General features: G+C 32.1%; 16 protein-coding genes. 7 read left to right on the forward strand and 9 right to left on the reverse strand.

Features of this window, described 5'->3' with window-relative positions:
- Positions 1-48: 48 nt before the first annotated feature.
- Positions 49-1446 carry a class II fumarate hydratase gene (gene fumC / locus H2650_RS08025; RefSeq protein WP_188050293.1) on the reverse strand — a complete coding sequence of 466 codons (1398 nt, stop codon included), beginning with the start codon at positions 1444-1446 and terminating at the stop codon, positions 49-51.
- A 245-nt stretch (positions 1447-1691) separates the two neighbouring features.
- Between fumC and H2650_RS08030 the strand changes: the two genes are divergently transcribed.
- Positions 1692-1865 carry a hypothetical protein gene (locus tag H2650_RS08030; RefSeq protein WP_188050294.1) on the forward strand — a complete coding sequence of 58 codons (174 nt, stop codon included), beginning with the start codon at positions 1692-1694 and terminating at the stop codon, positions 1863-1865.
- 107 nt (positions 1866-1972) lie between these two features.
- Here H2650_RS08030 and H2650_RS08035 read toward each other — a convergent pair whose 3' ends face one another.
- Both H2650_RS08035 and H2650_RS08040 read right to left on the reverse strand, forming a co-directional pair.
- Positions 1973-4423, reverse strand: a complete 2451-nt coding sequence (locus tag H2650_RS08035) for an outer membrane beta-barrel family protein (RefSeq protein ID WP_188050295.1) — start codon at positions 4421-4423, stop codon at positions 1973-1975.
- 99 nt (positions 4424-4522) lie between these two features.
- The gene (locus H2650_RS08040; protein ID WP_188050296.1) at positions 4523-4864 is read right to left on the reverse strand and encodes an ArsC/Spx/MgsR family protein; all 342 of its coding nucleotides are present in this window, start codon (positions 4862-4864) and stop codon (positions 4523-4525) included.
- 98 nt (positions 4865-4962) lie between these two features.
- Between H2650_RS08040 and H2650_RS08045 the strand changes: the two genes are divergently transcribed.
- Together H2650_RS08045 and H2650_RS08050 are read left to right on the forward strand one after the other, a co-directional pair.
- Entirely contained in the window at positions 4963-5874 is a 912-nt protein-coding gene (locus H2650_RS08045; protein WP_188050297.1) for a CPBP family intramembrane glutamic endopeptidase, read from the forward strand.
- Between the two features lie 29 nt (positions 5875-5903).
- Positions 5904-6953: an AMP-binding protein gene (locus tag H2650_RS08050; protein WP_188050298.1), complete on the forward strand. Its 1050-nt coding sequence runs from the start codon at positions 5904-5906 to the stop codon at positions 6951-6953.
- A gap of 68 nt (positions 6954-7021) precedes the next feature.
- Here H2650_RS08050 and H2650_RS08055 read toward each other — a convergent pair whose 3' ends face one another.
- Both H2650_RS08055 and lpxD read right to left on the reverse strand, forming a co-directional pair.
- Positions 7022-8650, reverse strand: coding sequence for an acyl-CoA carboxylase subunit beta (locus tag H2650_RS08055; RefSeq protein ID WP_188050299.1), 1629 nt, complete (start codon positions 8648-8650; stop codon positions 7022-7024).
- Between the two features lie 160 nt (positions 8651-8810).
- Entirely contained in the window at positions 8811-9812 is a 1002-nt protein-coding gene (gene lpxD, locus H2650_RS08060) for a UDP-3-O-(3-hydroxymyristoyl)glucosamine N-acyltransferase (RefSeq protein WP_188050300.1), read from the reverse strand.
- 182 nt (positions 9813-9994) lie between these two features.
- Here lpxD and H2650_RS08065 point away from each other — a divergent pair, with 182 nt between their 5' ends.
- Complete coding sequence (locus H2650_RS08065) at positions 9995-10906, forward strand: phospholipase A (protein ID WP_188050301.1); 912 nt, start codon at positions 9995-9997, stop codon at positions 10904-10906.
- 200 nt (positions 10907-11106) lie between these two features.
- Here H2650_RS08065 and prfB read toward each other — a convergent pair.
- A protein-coding gene (gene prfB, locus H2650_RS08070; protein ID WP_188050302.1) for a peptide chain release factor 2 occupies positions 11107-12205 on the reverse strand; the annotation gives its coding sequence in 2 pieces (ribosomal slippage) (positions 11107-12141 and positions 12143-12205; 1098 coding nt in all).
- Positions 12206-12294: 89 nt separating this feature from the next.
- On the opposite strand from prfB, the gene H2650_RS08075 reads away from it, so the two are divergent.
- Entirely contained in the window at positions 12295-13314 is a 1020-nt protein-coding gene (locus H2650_RS08075) for a low specificity L-threonine aldolase (protein WP_188050303.1), read from the forward strand.
- 58 nt (positions 13315-13372) lie between these two features.
- Here the strand turns inward: H2650_RS08075 and H2650_RS08080 are convergent, their stop codons facing one another.
- Positions 13373-13693: a YbaB/EbfC family nucleoid-associated protein gene (locus tag H2650_RS08080; RefSeq protein WP_188050304.1), complete on the reverse strand. Its 321-nt coding sequence runs from the start codon at positions 13691-13693 to the stop codon at positions 13373-13375.
- Positions 13694-13761: 68 nt separating this feature from the next.
- Between H2650_RS08080 and H2650_RS08085 the strand changes: the two genes are divergently transcribed.
- Positions 13762-15897 (forward strand): S9 family peptidase, encoded by a 2136-nt coding sequence (locus H2650_RS08085; RefSeq protein ID WP_188050305.1) that lies wholly within the window; start codon positions 13762-13764, stop codon positions 15895-15897.
- Positions 15898-15967: 70 nt separating this feature from the next.
- Positions 15968-17008, forward strand: coding sequence for a PLP-dependent cysteine synthase family protein (locus tag H2650_RS08090; RefSeq protein ID WP_188050306.1), 1041 nt, complete (start codon positions 15968-15970; stop codon positions 17006-17008).
- Between the two features lie 152 nt (positions 17009-17160).
- Here H2650_RS08090 and H2650_RS08095 read toward each other — a convergent pair whose 3' ends face one another.
- Complete coding sequence (locus H2650_RS08095; protein ID WP_188050307.1) at positions 17161-19233, reverse strand: hypothetical protein; 2073 nt, start codon at positions 19231-19233, stop codon at positions 17161-17163.
- A gap of 400 nt (positions 19234-19633) precedes the next feature.
- Positions 19634-20347, reverse strand: coding sequence for a YebC/PmpR family DNA-binding transcriptional regulator (locus tag H2650_RS08100; RefSeq protein WP_188050308.1), 714 nt, complete (start codon positions 20345-20347; stop codon positions 19634-19636).
- Positions 20348-20430: the final 83 nt, after the last annotated feature.

Below are 20430 nucleotides of genomic sequence, written 5' to 3' on the forward strand. Positions count from 1 at the left end.
GTTTAAGATGGAATTTGGGATTTTTTTTATTTTAGATTTTAGTGAGGTTTATTTCAAACTTCCTACCATGTCTTCAGGTTTTACCCAAGCATCAAAATCTTCTGCGGTTACATATCCTAAACGAACGGCCTCATCTTTTAAAGTTGTACCGTTTTTATGTGCTGTTTGCGCAATTTCAGCCGATTTGTAGTAACCAATTTTAGTATTCAAAGCTGTAACTAGCATTAATGAGTTGTCAACTAATTCTTTGATGCGTTTGTAATTTGGTTCGATACCTTGTGCGCAATGTTCATCAAAAGAAAGACAAGCGTCACCTAATAAACGAGCCGATTGCAAAAAGTTAGCTGCCATTAATGGTTTGAAAACATTTAATTCATATTGACCTTGCATTCCACCAACAGTAATAGCAACGTCATTCCCCATCACTTGAGCGCAAACCATAGTTAACGCTTCACATTGTGTTGGATTTACTTTTCCTGGCATGATCGATGATCCCGGTTCGTTTTCTGGAATAATGATTTCTCCAATTCCTGAACGTGGTCCTGAAGCTAACATACGCACATCATTAGCAATTTTATTTAAAGAAACAGCTAATTGCTTTAAAGCACCGTGAGATTCTACAATCGCATCATGTGCAGCCAATGCTTCAAATTTATTTTCAGCAGTTACAAACGGATGTCCTGTAAATTCAGCAATATATTCAGCCACTTTTACGTCATATCCTTCTGGCGTATTCAATCCAGTTCCTACTGCAGTTCCACCTAATGCAACTTCTGATAAGTGAGCTAAAGTATTTTTGACTGCTTTTAAACCGTAGTTTAATTGTGCTACATAACCTGAAATTTCTTGTCCTAATGTAAGTGGTGTAGCATCCATTAAATGCGTACGGCCTATTTTCACCACATTTTTGAATTCAATTGCTTTAGCGTGCAATGTATCTCTTAGTTTTTCAACTCCTGGAATGGTAACTTCTACCACTGCTTTGTAAGCTGCGATGTGCATTCCTGTTGGAAAAGTATCATTAGAAGATTGTGATTTGTTTACATCGTCATTCGCTTTGATGAATTGTTCTCCTTCACCAATATTAAAACCTTTAAGTACTTGTGCACGATTTGCAACAACTTCATTTACGTTCATGTTACTTTGCGTACCAGAACCCGTTTGCCAAATTACCAATGGAAATTCATCATCAAGTTTTCCTGCTAATATTTCATCACAAACAGCAGCTATTGCATCTCTTTTTTCTGTAGGCAAAACTCCTAAATCGCAATTAGCGTAAGCAGCCGCTTTTTTTAGATAAGCAAAACCTTCAATAATTTCTTTAGGCATAGATGCCGATGGACCTATTTTAAAGTTATTACGAGAACGTTCTGTTTGCGCACCCCAATATTTTTCGGCAGGAACCTGCACTTCACCCATGGTGTCTTTTTCTATTCTAAATTTCATGTTGTTGGTATTTATAAATATGTAGTTTACTAGATTTTTAGCCCCGATGGAAACGGAAATCCTTTACTTTTTTTCTTAAAAAAGAAAAGATTGGAGAGCACAGCGGGAATAGCTCCAAATTCTGAGTTCAAAAATACGGATAATTCCTTTTTTATAAAAATTCATTAGTAGTTTTTATACTTTTTTATTGGTATGAAAAGGAATTAGACTTACATTTGTGGCTACATTCAAAAATTCCGGAAAACATGTTTGAATTTTCACAGTATTTAGGCTTTTTACTTTTCTTAACCGTTCTTACTATAGGATTCTGGTTAATGTTTTTTTTAGTTAGTTTCGTATCCTATTGGGTAGGTGGTGCAACTTGGGAAGCATACAAAGAGAAAAGAGATAAAAAGAAGCAAGAACAACAATCAGTTTAAAACTCTTTGTTAAATAAAAAAAGGACTCATTTACATGGGGCCTTTTTTTTGTGCTTATTTATTTTTATATTATAAAAAAAGGACCCCATTGCTGGAGTCCTTTTTTTTTATCCTTGAAAGTCACCTTCACTATCGTTTTGATTTTGTTTAGGTCTTTCTCTTTCATTTTTCGGCTTGTTAAAGCGGTATGTAAATGATAAAGTAAACTGTCTTTGTCTGTATTGCATTTCGCTGTATGAATTTACAACACCTGCTAAATAATTTTCAGTAATTCTTTTTCTAGAATTAAATACATCACTTACGTTAAATGCAAGAGTTCCTTTTTCCTTCAAGATGTCTTTGCTAAAGGCTAAGTTCGCTCCAAATACACCTAAACTTTTACCTTGAGCGCTTGTTTGTGGTGCGTTATAACTTGCATTTGTTTGCCAATCAATTTTGTAAGGCAAGGTTATTTTTGATGTTATTCTTGAAGACCAAGAAGTAGCAATATTTCCAAAGTCTTGAGTCACTAAGTTACTGTTAAAATCAGTATAGGAGAAATCTCCTTGTGTTTCTGTTCTGTAGAAATTGAAATTACCATTTAATTTCCACCATTTATAAGGAGAATAATTCAAAGTAAATTCAAATCCTGTTCTGTATTCTGTTGCTATATTTATTGGTGAGCTAATTAATACTGGCGTTCCGTTAACGAAAGCACCTGATTCTCTTCGTGCAAATTGAAATGAATCTGAAGTTTTGTTAACATACAAAGAAGTATTAAAGGTCAATTTGTCCCATCTTTTGATAAAACCTAAATCAATTGCATCAGAGAACGCAGGATTTAAATCAGGGTTTCCAACAAAAATGTTGATGTTACTAGATAAATTGCTAAAGGGATTTAAAAAACGCCCTCTAGGTCTTTGTATTCTACGACTATAGCTTACAGAAGCACTACTTTTGTCTGATATTTCATAAGTAAAAAAGGCACTTGGAAAAAAGTTGTTGTACTTTTTAGTATTATAATTATTGGTGCCTAATAAATTGATTTCAATATTTGAATCTTCAAAACGAAGTCCAAAAAGAGCAGAAAATTTATCAATTTTTAACCCATATTGTGTATAAAGAGCATTTACTTTCTCTTTATATTCTAGTGAATTAGTAAAGTTGTTGTTAATTACGCCATCATTTTCTACTTCGTAATCAGTAAGTAATTTTGAAAAATCACCACGATATCCTGCTTCAAATTGACTTCCTTTTCCAAAAGGTAAAACATAATCCATTTGAATTAAATTTCTACCTTGTGTCTGATTATTTATTGTATTGTCAAATTTAACAATATTTGTGTTGGTTGCTTTGTCAGTAATTATAGCATCGTTCAGATCATCACTTGTAGAAAACGAACCGTCAATTGTTAATTTATGGCCGTCTCTTTTGAATTTTTTAATAAAATTTGTTGTAAATTCTACGCTTTCACTATCGCTAATTTCTCCATTGATTCTATTGCGAGTGTAATCATAATTAAAACCGGAGTCGTAATAATTTTGAAGAACATCATCAACATTATCCCCTTTACTTTTTCTATAATTTATAGCGTTTGTCCATGAAGTTGATTTATTTAAATATAATTCGATACCAAAATTACCATTATACCCTTTGTTATTTCTTTTGTTGTCTCTGTTCTCGTAGATATAATTACGGGTAGTATTGTCTGGATTTAAATATTCTGAATTAGTGAATGAGTTTCCTGGACTGTTGCGATTGTTATATCCTTGAGTGGTAAAAAGGTTGAAATTTTTTGATTTATAATTTATATTTCCGCTCAAACCATAAGTTTCTGGATATCCAGTAGAAGCTATAAATGTTCCATTTAAACCTTGGTTTTTTCCTTTTTTCAAGATGATATTTAATAAACCTCCACCACCTTCAGCATCATATCTTGCGGACGGATTTGTTATTACTTCAACTTTTTCGATAGCATCTGCTGGAATCAAACGCAATGCTTCGGCTATATTAATAGCATTTGATGGTTTCCCGTCAATAAGTACTCTAACATTATCATTTCCACGAAGACTTACATTTCCTTCTACATCGACAGAAACAGATGGAATATTGTCTAAAACATCACTTACTGTCCCACCTTTTACCATAAGGTCACTTCCTACATTGTAAACTTTCTTGTCTAATTTAATTTCAACAGTTGTTTTTTCGGTACGAATAACAACCTCGTTTAATTGGTTTACATCTTCTTCTAAGCTAATTAAACCTAAACTGCTAGTTGTATTTAAAGCCTTTTGTTTAATTTCTTTAATCTTGAAAGATATGAACTCAATTTTTATATCATAAATACCTGGTTTAATTTCGATATCAAATTCTCCTTTGGGATTGGTAATACCACCAGCAATTGCTTTGGGATTGTTTGCAGCAAAAAAAGTTATGGTTGCGTATTCAAGCGGTTGATTACTTGTTTTTTCAACTACTTTACCTGAAATTTTTATTTTTGCAACTGGGGATTCCTGAGCAAAACTGAAAATGGTTGTTAGAAAGAGAACAAGAATTAAAACAGATTTTATTTTTTTCATTTTTAAAAACATTGGTTATATACTATTAGACTGTAAAAATTGATTTTGGTTTAAAACCAGAATTCATAAATATATGTTAATTAAAGTGTGCTCAGAATATTAAATAAAACCTTCTAATTTTTCTAAATCTCTTGCTATTATTGCTTTGTTATCTTTGATTACAATAGGTCTTTCAATCAAAATAGGATGAGTTATCATGGCTGTAATTATTTCTTGATCACTCATTTTCTGGTCTTTATATTGATCTATCCATATTTGTTCTTTTTTTCTAACTAAATCAATTGGATTAATATTTAGTTTTTCGATGATACTTGATAATTCGTCAAAGGATGGAGGGTTTATTAAGTAATTAATGATTTCAAAATCTTTTTTTGAATGTTGCAATTCTAGTAAACAATTTCTAGATTTTCCACAACGTGAATTATGGTATATTTGTATCATATTTATTATAATTAGTTTGTATAAGTTGTCAATTTTATTTTTATTTCGCAAAAATAAGATTTGTTTAGCTGATTACACATTAAATTAAACAAAAATTTATGTTTATAGAACAAGGAGTTAGACCAGAAAATCACTTTTGGAAGTATATTTTGGGATCGTTGGCTATCATATTTGCTTCATTCGTTGGGCAAATTATATTTGCAGCAGCAATATTGTATGATTCGTTTTCAAGTAAAAAGCTGTATCCAACCACAAATGATGCAGTAATGAGTTACTTTGATTCCAATCTAACCTTGTTGTTAGTTTTGTTTTCTTTTGTTTTTACAATGATAGCAGTTTATGGTGTTGTGCGTTTGATACACAAACAAACTATTCTTTCCGTTACAACTTCTAGAAATAAAGTAGATTGGAAACGCATTATATTTTCCTTTTGTCTATGGTCTGCTTTTACTATTATTACTACTTTGTTGTCTTATTTTTACGATCCTACTAACTTTATATTTAATTTTAAACCCATTCCATTTGCAATTTTAGCAGTAATAGCCATACTTCTTGTTCCGATACAAACAAGTTGTGAGGAATATATTTTTAGAGGTTATTTAATGCAAGGTTTTGCCAATTTGGCTAAAAACAAGTGGTTTCCGCTGTTATTAACGTCTTTGATTTTTGGAAGTTTGCATTATTTTAATCCTGAAGTAGCTAAAGTTGGTCCAATAATCATGGTCTATTATATAGGAACCGGATTTTTTCTTGGAATAATTACATTAATGGATGAAGGTATGGAGCTTGCTTTAGGATTTCATGCGGCTAATAATTTGATTGGTGCATTGCTCGTAACTGCAGATTGGACTGCTTTACAGACACATTCAATTTTTAAAGATATTTCTGAACCATCGGCAGGATATGAGGTTTTTTTCCCTGTTTTAGTTATTTTCCCTTTACTTTTATTTATTTTTAGTAAAAAATACAATTGGAACAATTGGAAAGAAAAATTAACTGGAAAAATTTAACCTTTTCGATAATTAAATAATAAATGAATATGAAACATAAAGTTACCTATAAAAATGTCCATAATTTATTTAAACTTAATGGTTATCATCTCAATAAAAATGATTTATGTCGAGTAGCCTATAGTTTTATTAAAGAGGGTGAGGGGTATGAAAAAGACATGGGCGACTTTATACTCGATTGGTTTGATCAGAAATTATTTATTGAACTAACTACCTCCGGCACTACTGGCGCTCCTAAGAAAATCAGAATCGAAAAAAAAGCAATGATTAATTCTGCACTTGCAACGGGTGATTTTTTTGATTTGAAACCAGGTGACACCGCTTTGCATTGTTTACCGATGAAATATATTGCGGGTAAAATGATGTTTGTAAGAGGATTAATTTTAGGATTAGAAATTGATTTTGTAGCACCCACTTCACATCCTTTAATTCGGGAAAATGCGAGTTATGATTTTGTTGCTATGGTGCCTTTGCAAATTCAAAATTGTTTATCTGAATTCGTTAACGTCAAAAAGATAATTATTGGAGGAGCTAAACTCAATAGTGAATTGAGAAAAGAGCTACTAAAAATAAAGTCTAAGGTTTACGAGACTTATGGAATGACAGAAACGATTACTCATATTGCTGCAAAGAAAATAAATGAAGAGGTTTTTTCGCTTTTACCCAATGTTGCAATTAGTCAAGATAATCGAAATTGTTTGGTAATTAGTGCTCCCAATCTTACGTCTGAAATTTTAGTTACGAATGATTTAGTAACTATAGTCAATGAGAATCAATTTATCTTTCTAGGCAGAATTGACAATGTGATTAATAGTGGAGGAATTAAATTAATACCAGAAAAAATTGAAGACAAGTTGACTCAAAAAATTGCCTCCCGATTTTTTGTAATAGGTGTTGCGGATGCCAATTTAGGCGAGAAATTAGTGCTCATTATAGAAGGGGATGAGTATCCTTTAGAGGAAACTATTTTTGATGATTTGGATAAATATGAAAAACCAAAGGCTGTTTTTTTTACTAAAAAATTTATTGAAACAGAAAATGGAAAAATAAAAAGAAAAGAGATTTTAAAAAATATTTAGTTTTTAATCATAAAAAAAGCATCTGTTTTCATCAGATGCTTTTTTTATATGTAATTGATTAATTTTAATTAAACTTGAATTACTCCTAAGTTAAATTTTTTCTCAATTGGAGAATGATTAGCAGCTTCGATACCCATAGAGATCCATGTTCTAGTATCAATAGGATCTATAATAGCATCTGTCCATAATCTAGAAGCCGCATAGTATGGAGAAACTTGTTCGTCATATCTCGCTTTTATTTTATCAAATAATGCTTTCTCTTTTGCCTCATCTACAATCTCACCTTTCGCTTTAAGCGAAGAAGCTTCAATTTGTGCTAATACTTTTGCTGCTTGTGTACCACCCATTACCGCTAATTCTGCACTTGGCCAAGCAAATATTAATCTAGGATCATAAGCTTTACCACACATTGCATAATTTCCTGCACCGTATGAATTTCCAACAATAACTGTAAATTTTGGTACCACAGAATTAGAAACAGCATTTACCATTTTTGCTCCATCTTTTATGATTCCTCCGTGCTCAGATTTTGAACCAACCATAAATCCCGTAACATCTTGTACGAAAACTAAAGGAATTTTCTTTTGATTGCAATTGGCAATAAAACGAGTCGCTTTGTCTGCACTGTCAGAATAAATTACACCTCCAAATTGCATTTCACCGTTCTTAGTTTTGACTACTTTTCGTTGGTTAGCAACAATTCCAACTGCCCAACCATCAATTCTCGCATAACCCGTAATAATGGTTTGTCCATAACCGTCTTTATACGCTTCAAATTCTGAATTATCAACTAAACGATTGATGATTTCCATCATGTCATATTGTTCATTACGTGCTTTAGGTAAAACTCCGTAAATCTCTTTTTCATCTAGTGCTGGTTTTTCTGCTTTTATTCTGCTAAAACCGGCTTTATCAAAGTCACCTATTTTGTCTATAATATTTTTTATTCTGTCTAAAGCGTCTTTATCATCTTTCGCTTTATAATCTGTGACTCCAGAAATTTCACAATGTGTGGTTGCTCCACCTAATGTTTCATTATCAATACTTTCTCCAATAGCGGCTTTAACCAAGTAGCTACCAGCCAAAAAGATACTTCCTGTTTTGTCAACAATCATAGCTTCGTCACTCATAATTGGTAAGTAAGCACCACCAGCAACACAACTTCCCATAACAGCAGCAATTTGAGTAATACCCATACTACTCATTTGAGCATTATTTCTAAATATTCTTCCAAAGTGTTCTTTGTCAGGAAAAATTTCGTCTTGAAGCGGAAGATATACTCCAGCACTATCAACCAAATAAATAATTGGAAGACGATTCTCCATAGCAATTTCCTGTGCGCGTAAATTTTTCTTAGCCGTTATCGGAAACCATGCACCCGCTTTTACGGTAGCATCATTGGCTACTACTATACATTGTTTGCCTCTAATGTATCCCATTTTTACCACTACGCCACCAGAAGGACAACCGCCGTGATCCGCATACATTCCTTCGCCAACAAAAGCGCCAATTTCAATGCTTTTTGCTTTTGGATCTAATAAATAATCGATGCGTTCTCTTGCTGTCATTTTACCTTCAGCATGTAATTTTTGAATGCGTTTTTCGCCACCCCCTAATTTAACCACCGTTAATTTTTGGCGTAATGTAGAAAGTAAAAGTTTATTGTGATCTTCGTTTTTGTTGAAGTTTAAATCCATGATGAAATAATATTAAAAAAATTTGCGCTAAAATACAAAATCAAATGGAATCAATTTTAATATTTTATCATATTAGAAAGAAAATAGAATTTATATTTCGTTTTAAAACAAAAAAAACAGAATTTTAGTTCTGTTTTTTATGAATTCTATAAAATACGTATTATTTATTTTTAGATTCGTTTACTAATCTTTTTAGAATAGCCCATTGTTTTAGAGCATCTCTAGCTTCTACTGCGGGATATCCTAACATGGTTTTTCCTGCTGGAATATCACCAGTTACACCTGAACCAGCACCTACGATTGCACCATCTCCTATAGTAGTATGGTCTTTTATAGAAGCGCTTCCTCCTATAATCACCCCATTTCCTAATGTTACAGAGCCTGCTAATCCGCTGTTACCTGCCATAATACAAAATTTACCCAGTTTACTATTGTGTCCAATTTGCACTAAATTATCAATTTTGCAACCATCGCCTAAAACAGTAGAACTAAATTTACCTCTATCAATACAAGAATTAGCTCCTATTTCTACATTATTACCTATTATTACGTTACCTATTTGAGGTATTTTTACAAGACCTCTTTGTGGATCAGGACGAAATCCAAATCCGTCTGCACCAATAGTAGCATTAGGGTGTATAATACAATCGTTACCAATAATACAACGTTCTCTGATAACTGTTCCAGACCAAATTACAGTATTTTTACCTATTGTAGACTCATCAAGTATCGTTACGTTAGGATAAATAGTGCTGTTGTCTCCAATGATCACTTTTGGTCCTATATAACAACCTGCACCAATTCGAACTCCATTACAAATAGTTGCTGTGGTGTCTACAATTGCAGTTGGATGAATATCAGTATGAAAAATTGGAGTAGGTGGAGCAAAAAGTTCTAAAACTTGAGACATTGCTAAATCAGCATTTTTAACCTTTATAAAAGCCTTATTTTCTCCAGGTTCAATAGAAATATCTTCATTTACAACGGCAACACAAGCTTTAGAAGATTGCCATAATTTCTCATATTTTTTGTTTCCAATAAAAGAAATTTCAGTTTCATTAGCTACTTCTAGTTGTTCTGGAGCAGTAATGTTATGAGACGTATTTCCGACGATAACTCCTTTTAATATTTCATTTATTTCTTGAACAGAATAAGATTTCATTATTTGTAGTTTGGATTTGGTTAATTACTCATCAAATAAAACAAATTGGCTTTAAATTTCCTAATATTTTCAGATTCTTTAACAAGAATAAAAATGGTATTTATGTAAGGATTAAATGAAATTATAGAACAATTTGGTACTGTAAAAGTTTATTTTTGCCGGCGATATTAATATTTTTAATTATGAATTTGACTTCAATAAAGTTAGCAATAGTTGTTTTTTTATTCTCTATTTTTTCTGTAAATGCGCAAATTCAAGCTTTGTTTAATAATAAAACGCAAATTAGGAATATGAACGAACGATGGGAGTTGGATACCACTTCAGTAAGAGGGACATTCTTAATTACACCGTATAAACCCATATATGTTATCCCGCTTAGATGGTCTAGTTCTCCTAATGAGCAACCTATTTCTGTGAATGAAGGTCCCGATTATGTAGTTCCAGACGGAGTTAACTATAATAATATCGAAGCTAAATTTCAATTGAGTTTTAAAACTAAGATTTTACAAAGTATCTTTTGGGGACATGGTGATTTATGGGTTGGATATACTCAAGTTTCGCATTGGCAAATTTATAATGATGCTTTGTCACGTCCTTTTAGAGAAATTAATTATGAGCCTGAAGTGATTTTGAATGTTCCTGTAAAACTTAATATTTTAGGTTTTAAAACCCGAATGGTTGGTGTGGCTTTTAATCATGAATCAAATGGGAAAAGTAATCCCTACTCGAGAAGTTGGAATAGAATAATTTTTCATGCTGGTTTTGAACGCAATAATTGGAGTGTTTATGTTAGGCCTTGGTTTGTGTTACGAGCAAAAAAAGATGACAATCCGGATATTTCCTCTTATATAGGACGAGGTGATATGAACGTTATTTATACTAAAAATGGAAATATACTGTCATTAACGGGTAGTTATAATTTTAATTTTAATTCGAAAGCAAACGGTGGCGCTTCTTTCTCTTGGTCTTATCCAATTAAAAATAATTTAAAAGGATTCTTGCAAGTTGCTCATGGATACGGAGAGTCTATGATCGATTACAATCATCTACAAACTAGTGTAGGTGTAGGGGTTTCTTTAATTGAATGGTTTTAAATTTGGGAGTACAGCTCATAGTTTTCATCAATAAAAACTTAATAAAAAAAATAAAAAGCCTCACCACAATTTCTGTATCTGAAAGTGGAGAGGCTTTTTATTTTATCGTTTTATTGTATTAGGATTTTTTTTAACTAAATGAATTCAGGTATATAATCTAAAAATCGAATTCAGTATAAAATCTGGTTTTAATAAGAGTTCTATTCTTCCTCCTTTTGTCCCATCATCATTAAATAGGCTTTTAGGAATTCATCAATTTCCCCATTCATTACGCCATCTACATTGCTGGTTTCATAACCTGTACGAACATCTTTGACTAATTTATAAGGTTGCATAACGTAATTTCTAATTTGAGAACCCCATTCTATTTTCATTTTTCCAGCTTCAATATCTGCGCGTTGGGCTTGCTTCTTTTTTAGCTCTATTTCATACAATTGGGAACGTAGCATTTGCATGGCACGTTGTCTGTTGTCTTGTTGTGATCGTGTTTCTGAACATTGTATTTGAATTCCAGTAGGTTTGTGAAATAATTGCACTTTAGTTTCTACTTTATTTACATTTTGTCCTCCTGCACCACTTGATCTAGACGTTGTAATTTCAATATCAGCAGGATTGATATCAATTTCGATACTATCATCTACAAGGGGGTAAACATAAACAGATACAAAAGACGTGTGTCGTTTAGCATTACTATCAAAAGGCGAAATACGAACCAATCGATGAACGCCATTTTCTCCTTTTAAATATCCAAATGAATAATCGCCTTCAAATTCAAGAGTAACGGTTTTGATTCCCGCAGCTTCTCCTTTTTGAAAGTTAAGTTCTTTGATTTTATAACCATACTTTTCGCCCCACATCATGTACATGCGCATAAGCATTTCTGCCCAATCGCAACTTTCTGTTCCTCCTGCGCCTGCAGTAATTTGTATAACAGCGCTCAAGGTATCGCCTTCGTCTGAGAGCATGTTTTTAAACTCTATCACTTCAATGTGACTTTGGGTAAGATTATACTGTTCGTCAAGCTCTTCTACAGCAAGTTCCCCTTCTCTATAAAAATCATAGGCGAGTTGCAATTCATCCGTCATTTCAACGGCTTTATTGTAATCTTCGATCCATTTTTTTTTATTTCTGAGGTTCTTTACAATTATTTCGGCTTCTTTCGCGTTATTCCAAAAGTCTGGAGCAAAAGTTTTTTCTTCTTCGTTAGAAATCTCAATTAATTTGGCATCAACGTCAAAGATACCTCCTCAACGCACCAAGGCGCTCTACAATACCTTTTATTTGTTCGGTAGTTGTCATAAATTATGTAATTTTGTGTTGCAAAAATAGATAATTTTTAATGGAGGAGCAAGTTGATACTTCGACACAATATAAATAATAAACACTATATGGAAATAAATTTAGTTAGCGATACCATTACAAAACCATCACGCGAAATGTTAGTGCACATGTTAAATGCAGTAGTTGGTGATGATGTTTACAAGCAAGATCCAACCGTTATTGAGTTGGAGGCCAAGGTGGCTGAAATGTTCGGAATGGAAGCGGGGCTTTTTTTTCCGTCAGGAACGATGGCCAATCAAACGGCTATAAAGTTACATACCCAACCAGGAGAACAACTAATCGCTGATAAATATGCTCATGTTTACCACTATGAAGGAGGTGGAGTATCTTTTAACAGTGGTGTTTCTTGTTGTTTATTAGATGGAGTTCGCGGAATGATTACTGCGGAACAAGTAGCTAGTGCAATCAATGATCCTGAGTTTTATCACAGTCCGATGACCAGTTTAGTATGTGTAGAAAATACGACTAATAAAGGGGGCGGTGCTTGTTATGAATTAGAAGAATTATATAAAATTAAGCAAGTTTGTGAGGCTAACAATTTAAAATTTCACATGGATGGTGCCCGTATTTGGAATGCTTTGATTGCCAAAAAGCAAGATCCAAAAGCATTCGGACAACTTTTTGATACCATTTCGGTTTGTCTGTCCAAAGGTTTAGGCGCACCGATAGGTTCTGTTTTACTAGGTGATAAGGCAACAATACATAGAGCACTACGTATTCGTAAAATACTTGGAGGCGGAATGCGTCAAGTGGGTTATTTAGCTGCTGCAGGAATTTATGCTTTAGATAATAATATTGAGCGTCTTTCTGAAGATCATAGGAGAGCGAAGGAAATTGCTGAAGTATTAAAAAATGTTTCTTGGGTAGAATCAGTAGAACCGGTTGAAACTAATATTTTGATTTTTAAATTAGTTCCTAACTGCATCGAAAAAAACTTAATTGAATTGCTGAAACAGAAAAATATTTCTATTAGTTCAATGGGGCAAGGAAAACTAAGAATTGTAACGCACCTAGATTACAGAGAGGTAATGCATACTTACGTTTTAGAAACTCTATCTAAACTGTAAATAAATAATAATGAATTATGAGTTTTACAATTGAAAACTCATAATTCATCATTTATAATTATTTAAATAAATCTTCCATTCCTGGAATCATTGGCATATCCATTTTAGTAACAGCATCTAATTCTGATTGGTTTAGTCTAGTTGCTTTTTCAATGGCTTTATTTAAAACTAAAATTAAATAGTCTTCTAATTGCTCTTTATCTTGTAGCAAACTATCATCGATTGCAATAGATTTTATAGCCGTATTGGCAGTTATGGTAACTTTTAATAAAGCATCATTACTTTGTTCGTTTATCAAAACCGTATCCAAACGTTTTTTTGTGTCTTCTATTTTTTGTTGGGTTTCTTTAAGTTTACCCATCATTCCCATTAAATCCATATTTAAATATTTAAATTAAACTGAAAAGCAAAATTAGTATATTGCATACTGATAATCAATAAAAATTCATGAAAAATAAGATCGTCTTAAGTTGTCTTTGTGTTATTTTTGCAAGTTCACACACTAAAATTAAAGCACAAAAAATGTCAAAAAATATTCCGACTCCAATCGCTAAAATAATTCCAAAAACCTTAGAAAAGCATGCTGCAAAAAGAGTAGATAATTACTTCTGGTTGAACGACAGAGAAAATCCTGAAGTTATTGATTATTTAAATCAGGAAAACACTTATTACGATGCCATGACTGCCGATACGAAAGGTTTTCAAAAAGAATTGTACGAGGAAATGAAATCGCGTATTAAAGAGGATGACCAATCTGTACCGTACTTGTACAACGGTTATTACTATATAACACGTTTTGAAACTGGAAAAGATTATCCTATTTATTCTAGAAAAAAAGGAACTCTTGACGCTGCAGAAGAAATATTATTTAATTGCAATGAAATGGCTGTTGGGCATTCCTACTTTCAGTTGGGAGGTTTAAGTGTAAGTCTCGATAATAAATATGTTAGTTTTGGTATGGATACTGTAGGAAGACGTATTTATACTATCCAGATAAAGAATTTAGAAACAGGCGAAATACTCTCCGATAAGATTGAAAACGCTACAGGAAGTTCTGTTTGGGCCAATGATAATAAAACTATCTTTTATACTAAACAAGATGAAGTTACACTCCGTTCAGATAAGGTTTTTAAACATAAATTAGGAACAAGTGCAGTTGATGATATATTAGTTTTTAATGAAAAAGATGATACTTTTAATGTCTCTGTTGGTAAAGAAAAATCAAAAAAATATATTGTAATTGGATCAGGAAGCACTTTGACTAATGAATATAGAATTTTAAACGCAGATACTCCTGACGGAGAATTTGTAGTTTTTCAGCCAAGGGTTCGTGGTCTAGAATATAGTATTTCTCATTTTGGAGATTCTTTCTATATTATGACTAATAAGGACAAAGCAACTAATTTTAAGTTGATGAAAACTCCTGAAAACGCAACTAAAAAAGAGAATTGGAAAGATGTTATTGCCCATAGAAAGGATGTTTTATTAGAAGATATTGAAATTTTTAGCAATTATCTGGTAGTCGAAGAGCGATCTAATGGCTTAAATCACATAAGAATAATGCCTTGGAGCGGGCAAGGAGAATATTATTTGCCTTTTGGTAGCGAAACATATAGTGCTTATACTACTACAAACGTAGATTTTGATACTGATATTTTGCGTTATAGTTATCAGTCATTGGCTACTCCGTCTTCTGTTATCGATTTTAACATGAAAACCAAAGAGAAAGAAGTCAAAAAAGAACAACAAGTTCTTGGTGGTCAATTTGATAAAAATAATTATATCGAAGAACGTGTATGGGCTACAGCTACTGATGGAACTAAAGTACCAATCTCTATGATTTATAGAAAGGGATTAAAAAAAGACGGTAACAATCCTCTTTTACTTTATGCTTACGGTTCTTATGGAGTTACTATGGATACGTATTTTTCGTCAACTCGATTATCAATACTTGATAGAGGTTTTGTTTTTGCAATAGCACACATACGCGGTGGTGAAGATTTAGGAAGACAATGGTATGAAGATGGGAAATTACTAAAAAAGAAAAACACCTTTACTGATTTTATTGATTGTTCTAAATTCTTGATCAGTGAAAAATATACTTCACCAAAACATTTATATGCTGAAGGTGGTTCTGCAGGAGGTTTATTGATGGGTGGAGTGGTAAATATGGCTCCAGAATTATATAATGGAGTCATTGCACAAGTCCCTTTTGTTGATGTAATAACTACCATGTTAGACGATACAATTCCGCTTACTACAGGAGAATATGACGAATGGGGAAATCCGAACGTAAAAAAATATTATGATTATATGTTGTCTTATTCACCATACGATAATGTAAAAGCTCAAAATTATCCTAATATGTATGTTTCTACAGGACTTCATGACTCTCAAGTACAATATTGGGAACCTGCGAAATGGGTTGCTAAGTTAAGGACTCAAAAAACAAATGATACAGTTCTATATTTAAATACTAATATGGATGCGGGTCATGGTGGCGCTTCTGGACGATTTGAAGCATTAAAGGAATTAGCAAAAGAATATACTTTTTTATTAGATTTAGAACAAATTAAAAAGTAATTACTTTTTTTTGTTAAATTTGTATCGTTCGTGAATAATTTATAAATTGTTCTCGACTAACTATTTTTTTATGAAAAATGAAATAAATGCTTACAATAATGTTTTAGAATTAATAGGAGATACTCCACTTATTAAACTAAATAAAGTTACTGAAGATTTAAAAGGTAATTTCTATGCTAAAGTAGAAGCCTTTAATCCAGGACATTCCTCTAAAGACAGAATAGCATTATACATAATTGAAGAAGCTGAAAAAAAAGGAATATTAACTCCAGGTGATACAATAATCGAAACTACATCAGGTAATACTGGTTTTAGTTTAGCGATGGTAAGTATCATAAAAGGATATAATTGTATTCTAGCTGTTAGTTCAAAATCTTCAAAAGATAAAATAGATATGCTTCGTAGTTTGGGTGCAAAAGTATATGTGTGTCCAGCACACGTTGCCGCAGATGATGAACGTTCTTATTACAATGTGGCAAAACGTTTGCATGAAGAAACTAAAGGTTCGGTATACATCAATCAGTATTTCAATCAATTGAATATTGATGCGCATTACAAATCTACGGGACCAGAAATATGGAAACAAACAAACGGTAAAATCACACATCTTGTAGCTTGTAGCGGAACGGGAGGAACTATTTCTGGAACGGCTAAATATTTAAAAGAGCAAAATCCAAATATTAAAATTCTAGGAGTTGATGCTTTTGGTTCGGTTTTAAAAAAATACCATGAAACAAAAGAGTTTGACAACGACGAAATTTATCCATACAGAATTGAAGGTCTAGGGAAAAACTTAATTCCATCAGCTACAGATTTTGATGTTATTGATAAATTCATAAAGGTAACTGACGAGGAAAGTGCACATGCAGCGAGAGAAATCACCAAAAAAGAAGGCTTATTTGTGGGTTACACTTCTGGAGCTGTAATGCAAGCTATTAAACAATACGCAGAACAAGGAGAGTTTAATGAAAACAGTAATGTTATTGCTATTTTTCCGGATCATGGTTCTCGTTATATGAGCAAAGTGTTTAGCGATGATTGGATGAACGAACAAGGTTTCTTTGACAGTATTAATCAAGAAGAAGCTCAAAAAATAGAATTTATAAAATAACATTTATTCATAAAAAAAAGTCCCATTTGCATTTGTAAATGGGACTTTTTTTTGAAGTAAAAAGACTAATTTTTTAATAGTTTATAATTCTTAGCTTATTAAAAAATGTTACCAAAGCTTACTTAAGTTTAAACTAGCGTATTCCTTTTTATTTAATCTAATAACTCAGGATTACTAAGTAATAATTCTATCTTTTTTATAATGATGGTAATTTGATTCATTTGTAATTCTATGTTTCTAAAAAAGAGACTAATGTCTCTATTGACCCAACTTTCAGAAATAACCCTTGCACCCAAACTCATTCTTAAAACAGCACTTTCAAAACCAGTACTATATTTTACATTTACGGCTTGACCTATGTGACATTTTTGTGCAGCAAGTCGAATGATTTCTATCGAAGAACCTTCAAACTGATCCGATAAATCAGAATTTAATAAAGTATATAGCTTTTTAACTTTATCAACCGATAAAGGTTCATTGTCTTTAAGAATGAAGAATGGGAAAATGGTTCGTATATTTCTAATACCAAATTCTTTACTATAGTAAGTTTTAGATTTGGTTTCATCACCATAAATAGGCTCTAAAAAAGAGGCATCTTTTATAGAGTCATCCACAAAATTACAAAACATCTCAATTCCCATATTTCGATATAGAACAGGTGTTTTATAGTATCGATCCATTTCAACTATGGCGGCATTCCAGCGCATATAAGAGCCATAGTTATATCCTTCTGATAATTCATTTGAACAAAACCATGAAGTGGGCCAGTCGGAATGATTATAATACTGGGTTAATCCTTTAGGTAACGAAGTTTTTACAGAACGAATTAATTTATTTACATTTTTAGGTAAAATTAATGCTCCGCAATAGGGTGGTCCAGTGAAGTATTTACTTCCCGTAATAGTAACAATATATCCTTTACTAAGATAATTTTGAATGTCTTTTGGATCTAATCGCAGTTGTGAACCATCTACAATTATCTGAATGGATAACTTTTTAAGTGAATTTAGTTTTTGAATAAATCCATCACTAGGAGATTGATATCCTAATTTTGATTGATCCATGGTATGCAATACCACATGTCTCCCTAGCTCATTAGTTCTAGTAATGGCATTCAGCACTTCTTCGTCTAATTGATCAGATGATTTTAATACTCCATTTTTATCTCTAAAAGGAATTTCAATCAAATCGACATCTCTAAAACCTTCAATTCGATCTCCTTTTTTAACCGGATAATTTAAAGCTGTCGTATTTTCAAAATGATTCCCTTTTAATGAAGAAGCCACACCGCTACCAGTTTCGTCAGAAGCAACTAAAATATGCGTAATGTCTTTTTCGGAGATAATTTGAGTTATCGCTGCAATTTGAAGAGAAGAATCGGTACCTGAGGGTGAAAAAATGATTTCACATTCTTCATTTAACTTGAATGTTTTTCTAAGATTATTTTTCAATAACTCAGTAAACTCTATTGTTGTTTTTTTGAATCCGTTTTTCAGGCTATTATTAATTAAAATGCTTCTGACTTTATCGGTTTTGTCAAAAGCAAAATTAGAAACACTTGTAGCTGTTGACGAAGCAAAAGTAAAAGCATCTGGTCTAGGAAAAGGTCGGCAACCGTATTTATTTAATAATTCAATTTCATCAATATTTAATCTAAGATCACCTCCAGCCATTAATAAATATTCTGTTGGTTTTGCAAGATTTTCTATAATAGGCTTCCAAGATTCTTTACATTCTTTTCCCGAAGTTTTCAAGCCATGAAAAACATCAAGTCCTTCATGATTCAAAGAAGATTCAGTGCTAAAATCAGTTTCATTCTTAATTAAATTAATTAAAAAATAATCAAGATTGTCTAGTTTTTCTTTATCATCTTTAGGAAGTAATTTATAAAATATTCGAGTCACTTCAAGTGCCGCAATATCGCACAATACAATGTCTTTTTTTTCATTGTTTAAAGCTTTATACCACAGTTGCCATTCGATACCATACCTTAAATAAACTAAAGCTAAAACGGGTTGATTTAAAAAGTCAGCACCAATTATAATCGATTTATTGGGAATAATTTTAAAAACAGTAGGCTCTGTAGCAGAGGTAATAATATTGATATTATTTATTTTCGGTACAGTATTAAATCTTTTTAAAACGCGAACTAAGTAGTTTACATTTTCCTTTTCGAATAAACTAGTTCTATTGTATTGATTTTCAATTAGAATGTTGTTTGTCATAGATTTTATATTTTAAAACGTTCATCTGAACGAAGTTCTTTAATTAGGAATAAATACTTGATCAACTAAATATTGTTCCTGTTTGATAAGCTCAAATTTTAGATTTGTATGATTTAAATCTACAAAATCCCAAATGGTTTAAAGCTTTAAATTTATAGTGTAGTATTTTTTTTGAGGAATTGATCAAATTTAAAACAAAAAAAATTAATTGAAGTTCAATGACCAACAATAGTTATTCTTTTTTGCAATACAAGTCTGTTTTTATTTCATTAAGACTTACAACTAATTTGATTATTGTAACTAAGGAATAAATCAACCATAAATTAGGAATCGAAAAGTCCTTTTTACAGAAGCAAAAAGGACTTTTTTGTTGAGTATAAAATAGGATTAACTAAAAAAACTAGTTCTCTTCCATGGTGTGATATACGTTCATAACGTCATCATCTTCCTCTAGCTTTTCTATTAATTTTTCAACATCAGCTACTTCCGCTTCTGTTAGTTTTTTGGTAATTTGAGGGATTCTTTCAAAACCTGACGAAAGAATTTCAATCCCTCTATGTTCTAATTCTTTTTGTATAGTTCCAAAACTATTAAAAGGCGCATAAATTAATATTCCATCTTCATCTTCAAAAACTTCTTCAGCACCAAAGTCAATTAATTCTAGCTCTAATTCCTCAGGATCCATTCCGTTGGCTGGAATTCTAAAATTACAAGTATGGTCAAACATAAATTCAACTGAACCTTGAGTTCCCATTGTTCCGTTGCATTTATTAAAATAGCTTCTTACATTAGCCACAGTTCTATTATTATTATCAGTCGCCGTTTCTACTAAAAGTGCAATTCCGTGAGGTGCGTATCCTTCAAATAAAACTTCTTTATAATTGGCAGTATCTTTATCGGTTGCTTTTTTTATAGCGCGTTCTACGTTTTCTTTAGGCATGTTTGCTGCCTTTGAATTTTGTATAACAGCTCTTAATCTGGAATTCGCCTCGGGATTTGGTCCGCCTTCCTTAACAGCCATTACAATATCTTTTCCAATTCTGGTAAATGCTTTGGCCATTGCTGACCAACGTTTCATTTTTCTACCTTTTCTAAATTCAAATGCTCTTCCCATTGCTATTTATTATTTTGTACTGCAAAAATACAGTTATTAGTTATTTATTCAAATATTTTTTGAACTCAATTAAAACTGTATTT

The sequence above is a fragment of the Flavobacterium sp. GP15 genome (assembly GCF_014281985.1).
GTDB lineage: Bacteria > Bacteroidota > Bacteroidia > Flavobacteriales > Flavobacteriaceae > Flavobacterium > Flavobacterium pygoscelis.